The organism is Candidatus Margulisiibacteriota bacterium (assembly GCA_028715625.1).
Taxonomy (GTDB): Bacteria; Margulisbacteria; Riflemargulisbacteria; order GWF2-35-9; family GWF2-35-9; genus JAQURL01.
Genome location: JAQURL010000088.1, coordinates 1 through 9,120 on the forward strand (window position 1 = coordinate 1; position 9,120 = coordinate 9,120).

Annotated in this window: 9 protein-coding genes; 2 read left to right on the plus strand and 7 right to left on the minus strand. The window is 37.8% G+C overall.

What is annotated here, in order from left to right:
- Positions 1 to 58 precede the first annotated feature (58 nt).
- On the minus strand, positions 59 to 1,036 hold the full coding sequence (locus PHV30_11085; protein MDD5457556.1) for a UPF0489 family protein: 978 nt from the start codon (positions 1,034 to 1,036) through the stop codon (positions 59 to 61).
- A gap of 103 nt (positions 1,037 to 1,139) precedes the next feature.
- On the opposite strand from PHV30_11085, the gene PHV30_11090 reads away from it, so the two are divergent.
- The gene (locus tag PHV30_11090) at positions 1,140 to 2,123 is read left to right on the plus strand and encodes a hypothetical protein (protein ID MDD5457557.1); all 984 of its coding nucleotides are present in this window, start codon (positions 1,140 to 1,142) and stop codon (positions 2,121 to 2,123) included.
- Here PHV30_11090 and PHV30_11095 read toward each other — a convergent pair.
- Genes PHV30_11095 through PHV30_11110 form a run of 4 tightly spaced genes read right to left on the minus strand, consistent with a single transcriptional unit; the run spans position 2,118 to position 5,892 of the window.
- Positions 2,118 to 3,197, minus strand: a complete 1,080-nt coding sequence (locus PHV30_11095; protein MDD5457558.1) for a SufD family Fe-S cluster assembly protein — start codon at positions 3,195 to 3,197, stop codon at positions 2,118 to 2,120. The genes PHV30_11090 and PHV30_11095 overlap by 6 nt on opposite strands.
- 11 nt (positions 3,198 to 3,208) lie before the next feature.
- On the minus strand, positions 3,209 to 3,934 hold the full coding sequence (locus tag PHV30_11100; GenBank protein ID MDD5457559.1) for an ABC transporter ATP-binding protein: 726 nt from the start codon (positions 3,932 to 3,934) through the stop codon (positions 3,209 to 3,211).
- Positions 3,935 to 3,943: 9 nt separating this feature from the next.
- Entirely contained in the window at positions 3,944 to 4,756 is an 813-nt protein-coding gene (locus tag PHV30_11105; GenBank protein ID MDD5457560.1) for a DUF3157 family protein, read from the minus strand.
- Positions 4,757 to 4,806: 50 nt separating this feature from the next.
- Positions 4,807 to 5,892: an AI-2E family transporter gene (locus tag PHV30_11110; protein MDD5457561.1), complete on the minus strand. Its 1,086-nt coding sequence runs from the start codon at positions 5,890 to 5,892 to the stop codon at positions 4,807 to 4,809.
- Between the two features lie 280 nt (positions 5,893 to 6,172).
- On the opposite strand from PHV30_11110, the gene PHV30_11115 reads away from it, so the two are divergent.
- Positions 6,173 to 7,063 carry a hypothetical protein gene (locus tag PHV30_11115; GenBank protein ID MDD5457562.1) on the plus strand — a complete coding sequence of 297 codons (891 nt, stop codon included), beginning with the start codon at positions 6,173 to 6,175 and terminating at the stop codon, positions 7,061 to 7,063.
- A 5-nt stretch (positions 7,064 to 7,068) separates the two neighbouring features.
- Here PHV30_11115 and PHV30_11120 read toward each other — a convergent pair whose 3' ends face one another.
- Both PHV30_11120 and PHV30_11125 read right to left on the minus strand, forming a co-directional pair.
- Positions 7,069 to 7,770: an acylneuraminate cytidylyltransferase family protein gene (locus PHV30_11120; GenBank protein ID MDD5457563.1), complete on the minus strand. Its 702-nt coding sequence runs from the start codon at positions 7,768 to 7,770 to the stop codon at positions 7,069 to 7,071.
- 113 nt (positions 7,771 to 7,883) lie between these two features.
- The gene (locus PHV30_11125; protein MDD5457564.1) at positions 7,884 to 8,969 is read right to left on the minus strand and encodes a nucleotidyltransferase family protein; all 1,086 of its coding nucleotides are present in this window, start codon (positions 8,967 to 8,969) and stop codon (positions 7,884 to 7,886) included.
- Positions 8,970 to 9,120: the final 151 nt, after the last annotated feature.

Below are 9,120 nucleotides of genomic sequence, written 5' to 3' on the forward strand. Positions count from 1 at the left end.
TAATTTATTATTCATAGTTCATATATCGAAGTAAAAAGTATAAGTTTTCAGTTATTTTTTATCTGGCTTTTGCTATCAAATTTAAAAGTGTTTTCACATAAACTATAGCGCGCTGCTGATTGATAAATCCGGGACTGGTAGCAATTGTTACTGCTTTGGCTGCGCTGCAAAGAGATGCGACCTCTTGTAGTTTTAGCAAAATTTTTATCGGAATAATACCCTGCAAAACCTGCATTTTTTCTTGTACGCTCATTGTTTTTTCCAAAGGAATTAAAAAATCGATATCAACATCGACCAAATCAGCGGATTTTGATATTGCCTTCAAACTTACTGCCATTTTTTTGTCAGGATGATGAACACACCCCCATTCGGCCCTGTTATCTGCAATTTTATCCAGATACAACCACTGCCATTTATTTTTATCCACAAAAGTCTTTTCATTGGAAAATCCGAATAAAGGATGGTACTGCCAGGAGCCTATTTCCGTTGTCTTTAAAAAATATTCCAGTTTTTTATTTATATCTTCGGTTTCCAGCAACTGCTTTAAAGAGAATTCATAATTAATATTCAAATCCTCGTGGTGATCAATATGCAGCATACTGCAATTCATATCCAGTACCCTGTTGATAAACTGATAAATAATAAATGGCAAAGCAAAATTGTGATTATCCATAACCAGGATGGGAAGACCTTTGATATTGAGAAGTACATTATTTTTTAACCCGCAAGTCCAGCTTTGATATTGAACAAGTTCAAACTGACACCTAGTCCTGACATAGGAAAAATCACTTTTGTCCCGCATAAAATCGTGATATAGGCTCATTACAAAATAATTTCCTACTTTTATGTCATTAACGCTTCCCGCCAGCCAAAAATTTTTTCTGAACCGCATAATAATACTTGTGAGTTGTTCTTTAACAGTTAATGTGGGATCAGCAATAAAATCAAACATCGAAGGATAAAAATCTGCTGATGCTGAAAAATCTTCCGCCCGTATTTTATTCGCACCTAATAAAGATAAAATTTTAGTTTGCATATCAACTCTTTATCAATTTATCGGATTAATTGGAAAAAAATTTAAGAAATGTGGGAATCTGCCAAGATTCTTTCGATAATTATTTAGTTTTCAAGGAGGACTTATGAAATTAAAAATAACCGCACAGACACATACTATCGATGCAGCACATTTCTTTTACTTTCTGGACTCAGCTTATTCGAATCAATCATGCAACATTACATTACTGAAGTTGAAAATCAAAAATAATTTATTATCAGGTAATCAGCTGACACACATATTGACGGACGATCAGATACTAAGCGAAGATTTGAAGGCAACTGCTTTTCAGGCTCTTGCTCCTCAGCTTATGACCGATATGTCTCTGGCCGGACAACTGGCCTATAAAATACTAAATAATATAGATTGTCTGAACCAGAGCTTCTGGCTTGAACTGCATGATCTGGAAATTGAAACCGACAAAGACTGCCCCGGACTGCACCTGATCAATAACATCATATTTTTCTTTACTCCTGTAAACTATCTGGAAAAAGGCACTACCGAACGTAAAGATCGAGGTAATTATCTGTGGCAGGATATTTTTGAAAGTGGACATACAAACATGGCGCTGGCCATATGCAGGGCCCTTCATCAACAACTCCTGAAAGCCGAGTACAGAACAAATAACGAAAGGTCCAAAGCTCTTTTCGATCTTTTGGACAGAGCCGTCAGGAACAACATCCTGCCTGTACATTATCTTGTAAACCTGAATATCGGTACCGGGGAGATAAACAGATATCACGGTATTTATATTGAAGCTTATATAAAACTATATTTTCATGTACGAGGAATAATAAAAAGCGACTCCACAAAGAAAGAAAAACAGCAAAACATTGACACTCTATTTACGGAAATAGTGAACGAATGCAAAGAGCATAAAGGCGATATAAGAGCCCTGGAAAAAGGCAGAGACCTGCTTGAACTTACGGTAAGATCAGGCTTGCTTGGCACAACTAATCTGCACAAACTTAATCTGGGAATATTTCAGGCTGATAAAAATACTTTGGATGAACATGGAAAAGATACCGAGCTGCTCATAGCTCTGAATAATTTTCTGGAAAACTTATAACGAAGCTTTGCTTAACATTTCCAGCGCTTTTTCTATCTGTTGTTTGACATGGTCCGGTAAACCTTTAATATCCAATGAAAGAAAGCCTCTTATAATAATCTGTTTAGCTTCTTCTTCAGATATGCCTCGCGCCATCAAATAATTCAGTTCATCCTGTGAAATCTTGCCGATGGCTGCTTCGTGGGTAAGTTCGGCATCCATGGAGTCCGATTCAAGCTCAGGCACCGCATGCAGTTTACATTTGTCTTTCAGCATCAGCGCAGAACACTCTATATGGCCTTTGGTGGCTTTGGCTGTACTCTTGATATGGGCAGGCATAATTATTGTCCCTCCGGCTGATACATTCCGGCTGATAATCTCCACTTTGGAATTTTCACCTTCCAGAATGCCGCGACTACCTACATTATAATTAGCCCCTTCCGGTGCGAAAATCATAGAATTAAAGTGCGCGATTGCATTTTCGCCTATATAGGCAGTGGGATAGGATTTCATCATCTTTACTGCTTCAAAAGTTACATAATTGGAAATAAAAACCGAATCTTTTTCCTGTTTGATAACTGTAACAGGATAGACTTCTGTATCCGGGTTCCAGTCGTGTATCATAGTATAGCTGAGCGTTGCGCCTTTACCCACATACATTTCCGTTACTGCCAGATGTTTGTTCCGTTTGGTACCGCTGGATACAGTACAACCCGTAACTATATGCAGTTCAGCGTCATCTTCAACTATAAATAAATTGTGAATCTTCTGCTCCAGCTCATTTTGATTGATTAGAAAACAGGTCCTGAGCGGAACAGTATTTTTTGTACCTTTGGGCGCCAGGATAAAAATCCCGTTTTCCATTTCGCCGGCCGCGACTGCTGCGGTAATTTCATTCCTGTCTTTGGCAACCAGCTGCCAGTATTTCTTTCTATACTGCGGATATTTTTTTAACCCTGCCGCGATTGGCAGATAGATGATTCCTTCTGTCTGCGAAGGATGAACGTGCGGCTGCATGTTTTCTATAAGCAGATCACTTTTCTCCGCAATATCTTTGATGTTTTTTTTCAGTCCTTTTTTATTTATTTCTGACATATTCTTTCCTTCTAGCTATAACATTTCGCACAAATTTTGAACCCGTTTTTCTGGATGTTGTGAAACATTTCCTGAGGATTGCCTTTACAGCGCAGCTCGCCATCCAGCATGATATAACCGCGATCGGCAGATAAATAATCCAGAATATATCCTGTATGAGTGATAATCAACGCGCTTTTATGTCTGTCACGAATTTTATCACCCTGAACCAGTTCTCTGGTAACCTTGCCGATAATTTTCATATTCTCCACATCAACTCCCGACTCCGGCTCGTCAAACATAACGAAATCAGGTTGCTGGATTACCAACTGTAATAATTCGCTGCGTTTACGCTCACCTCCGGAAAACCCGACATTAATGTCTCTTGGCAATAACCCTTCAGCATCCAGTCTATCCACGTAACGTTTGTGTGTTTCATAATTTTCAGGATTTATACGCTTCAGAAGCATATCCAACCGAAGCCCCTTAATCATCGGGGGGGTTTGAAATAACATACCCATACCCAGTTGTGATCTTTCATCTACAGGCAATTTGGTAATATCCTTACCCTTTAAAAATATCTTGCCTTTTTTAATCTTATACTGCGGATAACCAAGAACGGTAAGCAACAAAGATGATTTACCAGACCCGTTTGGTCCGAAAAGAATATGGGTTTCGCCAACCGGGATATGAAGGTTAATATTTTTTAAAACAATTTTTTCCTGAATTTGAACCGTAAGATTTTCTATTTTTAACATAAAAGAAACCTAGTCCAGTTTTTCTATAAATTGTTTAAGTTCATCAATATTCATTTTATTTTTCGGCACAACAACTGGTGTTGGATTTTCGGGTTTATTCTGGGTTTTGTCCGTTCCCATGCTTTCTTTTTTATCTTCTTCCAGGCCCACTGGATCTGCGACTTTAATTTTTTCTTTGGGCACAATTTCTTTATTCAGGGTAACTTTTTGTCCTGAAATTGTCCCCATCGCAGGCTCTGTTTTGTTTTTTTTCAGCTGACCTGCCAGACTATTATCATTATAAAGTGCGCCAAGGTAAAGGCTGTTCTTTTCTTTGGTAACAAGCAATTTTATACTGTAATTGTTATCTATCAACCACTCACTATAAAGTTTGCCGTCATTTGTCGGTTGCCCGTATAAACTTATCATTACTTTTTTTACAGAATTGTATTTATTAAGAACAATTTCATCTTTGGCCGGCTTAATTTTAAATATTACTTCTCCATGAAAAAAACTGTCCTGCATAAAATAAAAGAATAAAGTTGCAGGTTCATTGCAGAAACTATCATTAAAATAATAAACGCCATCATCCGGCCAGGATTTAATGTCATCTTTTTTAGCTGCATATAATTGATTGAACTGACTGAGGGTGGACCCGAATTTCAAATCCTTGAAAACAACAACTATTTTTTTTACTGGGGGTTTGTAATATTCCCAGGTATAATCGGATTTTAGAACAACCTTTTTACCGTTCTTAAGCTCTATGGTCTGATCTTTTTCTTCGGCCCATCCTATACCCAGTAACAGCAGAATAGAAATTAATATCTTCAAAATATTTTTCATCAATTAACCCTTATAGTGACTTATAAATATAAATACTTTATTAATTTTTTTCAAGTATTTCCGGCGTGCCATTCTTTCAGTTCAGCCTGATAATGCCGTCCGTATTGATTCCAGATACTCACAAACAGTGAGGCAATCACCGGGCCGATCAAAAACCCGAGTATACCCAGCCAGGCTATGCCGCCTAAAGTAGAAACCAGAACAATAGCCGGATGAAGCCCGCTGCGTTTACCGATCAGGGTTGGCTTTAAATAATGCTGAGTAAGCGATGTGCCCGCATGCGCCAGAAAAAATAAAGCGACTCCCTCTACCAGATGTCCGGTAGCTATGAGGAAAACAATAACGGGGAAAATAATTCCATGGACCCCGATGATCGGAACAATGGACATAAACATCATAAATACAGCCCAGAAAATAGGAGAAGGGATTTTGAACAAGGCAAATAGCAAGCCGCCATATGTTCCCTCAATAATTCCTATAATGACCGTGCCTATAAGGGTAGCATCTGTTATTTTAACAAATTCACTGAACAGTTCACGCTCATCTTTATCCCTTAAGGGAGATAGCCGCTGAATGGTTTTTAAAAAAATATCAATATCCATTAATAAAAAGAAGGTTACAATAAGGGTAACAAGTGTATGCAAGAAAAGAAGCGAAGCGTCAAAAAACATTCTTTTAAGCACTATAATTATCCAATCGGTTAGAGCAGTAAAAATATGAGTTAATTGTTGATGGACCTGAAGCTTCTTCAAAATATCAATAAAAGCATCCATAAACGGATACTGCTGCTGCAGCTGATTTATTCTTTCTACAGAAAACACATTTTGCATGCCCGGCCATTGCTCTTTAATAACAAAATACATATTCACTGTCTCTTTTGATAGCAATATACCTACCGTTATCGCCGGTATCACTATTATTAAAATAGTAATTATTACTGATATCAAGGAAGCGATCGGCAAGGAAACTTTAAGTTTTTTATGCATCCATCTGGTAGGTTTGTAAAAAAGCTGGGTAAGTATAAAAGCAAGGAATATGTCAACGATAAAAGAGGAAATAAGCTTAAAAAAAGCAATTGATAAAATAAACAAAAGCAAAAAGAAAAACCAGTCAGGAAGATTAAACTTTTCTTTCATTGCTCAATATTATCTCACTTTTAGTTTGATTATGTCCATGTTGAGTCTGATGCCAAGTTGCAATCAACCGGATAATTTTACCGGCAGCGTCCTCAGCATGCATCACTCCTCCAGCCTTTGGCTGGGCTGCTTCGTCTTTGTCGTCGAATTCTCCAGCTGATGTCCGCCTTGGTTATTTTATATTTGCTGTTGATATGGCCACTAAAGTAAATGCAAAATATATTTATCTAATAATATGTTGATGTTACAATTATGATAACTCATTGGGGAGGATTCTTTTTTGCTGAATGTTTTAAAAAAGCAGGTTATTGCTTCCAATCCTGACATTAATATTGTCTACCCTTCGTCCGGCGTTCTTTTGTCCGAAATAGATGCCCTTATTAACACCAAGAACAAATTGAAAGAAGAGGTACAAAAACTGCTTATCCATAAAGACAAGGTTTATGACGATATCAAGCATCTGGCCGGGCTCAAACGTGCGGAAATAAAACGTAAAAAAGATCTTCTGAAAAATATAGATCTTTTACAGACGAAATATTATGATCTGCTGAAAAGTTTATCAGCTCCTGAAGAAATTAAAAATCGTTCCTTTATGAGTGTTTTGGAAAATTTGGGACAATCCTTAACGAAAACAAAGACTAAAGAACCTGAAGTAATAACCTCTCCTGAAGATAAGACCCTGGAAAATGAGAAAATAGAATTATTAAAGGAAATTGAAGAGTTAAAAAAAGAAAACCAGTACCTGTTACAAAAAAAACAACACACCAGTCAAATCATGGAGCAGGAAATTGCCGTGAAAAAAGAAAAATTGCAGTCAGAATTAAACAAAATTAAAGAAAATACACAGATATACTGCAATTTCTTAAAGAAACAGGCACAAAACGATATGGCCGCAAAAAAAACGGAAATTGAAAAAGAACTGGCATTTATGCAGAAACAAAAAGAATATCTGTCAAAAAATATAATGGAACTTACCAAGAAATATATGGATATAAAAAGAACACAACCCGTTGAAGTGAAACCCAAAATATCTACACCTTCCTTCGGTACAACCAAAGCAGCGATAATATCGGATATAGACAAAGCTTGGAACCAGGCTAAACTGGACCTGAAAACAGCATACAAAACAACTCCGGAAATTTTAAAAAGTCCTTATCGTTCCTTGCCCTGATCTGTTTAACGATTTTTAAGCAAATTTTCAACCAAGAAAAAGTCTGACAAATCATCAATGTCGACGGATCGTTCCGCCGGCATAATATAAGCATATGTTTCCGGACCTAAAAAAGATTTAACGTTTAATATATAGTCCGGTGAAGCAATATACAGCGCACCGTTAAGCTGATAATACACAGGAAGATCCTGCCTGTTTTTATTTTTTATTTCAGGCCTGATAAAATCTCTCATATTCAAATCTGAAGGCAGTGTATTGGCCCAAAGCGGATGATGGTGAGCTTCACAAACCGACACCAGAGCCTTCGCGGAAGAATTTAAAAAAAATTGTTGAATCAGGTCATCGATATCTTCTACAGATCTTAATGGTGAAGTAGGTTGCAATAATATTAACGCGTCATAATTCTTGTCATTCTCCTTTAACCAGTTAAGGGTATGTAGTGCCACATCTGTCCCGGTGGCACTGTCAGTAGCCAGCTCCTGCGGCCGCACAAACGGCACATCCGCTTTGTATTGCCTGGCTGTATCAGCAATCTTTTCATCATCAGTGGAAACTATTACACGGTCAATATATTTGCTGTCTAAAGCCGCATCAATGGTCCAGGCAATAAGAGGTTTACCGGCCAGAGACCGGATATTTTTACCGGGCAGGCCCTTGCTGCCTCCGCGCGCCGGTATTAAAGCTACTATTGATTTGTTATTGTACATTACCCCTCCGTCCGCCTACGTTCCACTTCGGCGGGACACCTCCCCTTTTTAAGGGGAGGAAACTCTTCCACCATCTATTTCCCGGCGCAATGAGCGCCGGGGTGATGTACCACCTACCTCAGCAAGCTTAACTTATCCATGGCCTTCTTATATTCTTCCCACTGGCCTATATCCACATATTCATTTTCGTTCACAGGATAAGTAATCACTTTCTGCCCGTTATTAATCAGGCACTGCATAAGGTCGGTCATATGAAATACCTGTTTATCCGGAATATACTGCAAGACATCCGGCTCCAACACATATATTCCCGTATTTATAGTAAAAGAATATTCGGGCTTTTCTTTAATTTCCGTAACAAATCCGCCTTCCTTAAAATAAATAATACCATAAGGTATCTTGTAATGCTGGATGGAAGAAAGCACGGTTAATTTTGCCTCCTGCTCCTTATGCAGCCTTAATACATCCTCATAATTGGCTTTAACCAGCACATCACAATTGGAAACGATAAAAGTATTTTTTATTTTATCCTGCAATAATTTTAAACAACCGGCAGTACCATAAAAATCTTCTTCCCAGATATATTCAATATCATATTTTTTATCGCAATGATTAAAATAAGCTTCAATCATTTCTCCCCGAAAATTGAGGGTTACAAAAAATTTACTTAAACCCGCTTTGGAAAATTCTTCCATGATTATCTCTAATATAGGAGTATCCCCCACGGGCACCAGGGGTTTGGGAAGAATCTTGGTAAAAGGCTCCATCCGTGTACCCTTGCCGCCGGCCATAACCACAACCGGAACATCCAGTTCGGTTTTCTTTACCGGGATGAAGAGAGCAGGATTAAATAATCTGTCCCTGGTAATGATGTCTATGACTATATTGCTGTCATCGAGTAAAGGCAGCAAATCTATCTTGTTTTCAATAATAAGTATTTTGGCTATATCAACCGTAAAATAAGCCGCCTTTAAGGTTACGGGTGAATTATTATAAACATCCTGTATAGTGTTTTCCAGCTGATTTCCCTTTAACAGATAGCGGCGGACATCACCGTCGGTCATGGTGCCTTTTAAACGTTTTTCATTATCAACAACCAGCAGTACTCTGGTTATCCCCAGATCAATTTTTTTTAAGGCTTCTTTTATATGGGCATTTTCATTGATCAGATAGTTGTCCAGATTTACTTCTTTATCCATCCATGTCCCCTCTTAATTACAGCATACCGAGCAATTTATTTATAAAATTCCAGGATACTTTCAGCTACCCTGCGCATATCATTTATATTATATCTGGAATCTATAGGTATAGATATAATTCTCGGAAAAAGTTCATGCGTCAACCCCGGTA